This is a genomic window from Jingyaoa shaoxingensis (assembly GCF_014385005.1).
In the GTDB taxonomy this organism is placed as follows: Bacteria; Bacillota; Clostridia; order Lachnospirales; family Lachnospiraceae; genus Marvinbryantia; species Marvinbryantia shaoxingensis.
Genome location: NZ_JACRSZ010000071.1, coordinates 1 through 518, shown reverse-complemented (window position 1 = coordinate 518; position 518 = coordinate 1). Strand labels below are relative to the sequence as shown.

The following is a 518-nucleotide window of genomic DNA, read 5'->3' as shown; positions in this document are numbered from 1 at the left end:
ATTATGGCAAAAGGATCTGTTAGAAAAAAAGGAAAAAAATGGTACTATCGCTTCTATGTAGAAGATGCAAGCGGTAAAATGGTTCAGAAAGAATATGCTGGAACCGAAAGTAAAAGTGAGACGGAAAAACTTCTCCGCAAAGCACTGGAAGATTACGAAAATAAGAAGTTTGTCGCAAAGGCAGACAGCCTTACGGTAGGAGAGCTTCTGGATATGTGGGCGGAAGAAGAACTGAAAACCGGGACACTCAGCAACGGCACAGTGGAAAATTATCTTGGTGCAATCCGCTGTATCAAAAAACACCCGATTGCAGACCGCAAACTGAAAACAGTTACTGCCGAACATTTACAGGCATTTCTTGATCTGCTTACATTCGGTGGTGAGTTTCCAGACGGGAAAGTAAGAAAGGGATACAGCAAAGATTATATCCATTCTTTTTCCGCAGTGTTACAGCAGTCATTCCGTTTTGCAGTATTTCCAAAACAACTAATCAGTTTCAATCCGATGCAATATATCAA

Annotated in this window: 1 pseudogene; it reads left to right on the top strand. The window is 40.9% G+C overall.

The features are described 5' to 3' along the window. Positions 1-3: 3 nt before the first annotated feature. Positions 4-518 (top strand): annotated as a pseudogene (locus H8716_RS17545) (site-specific integrase); the annotation flags it as partial.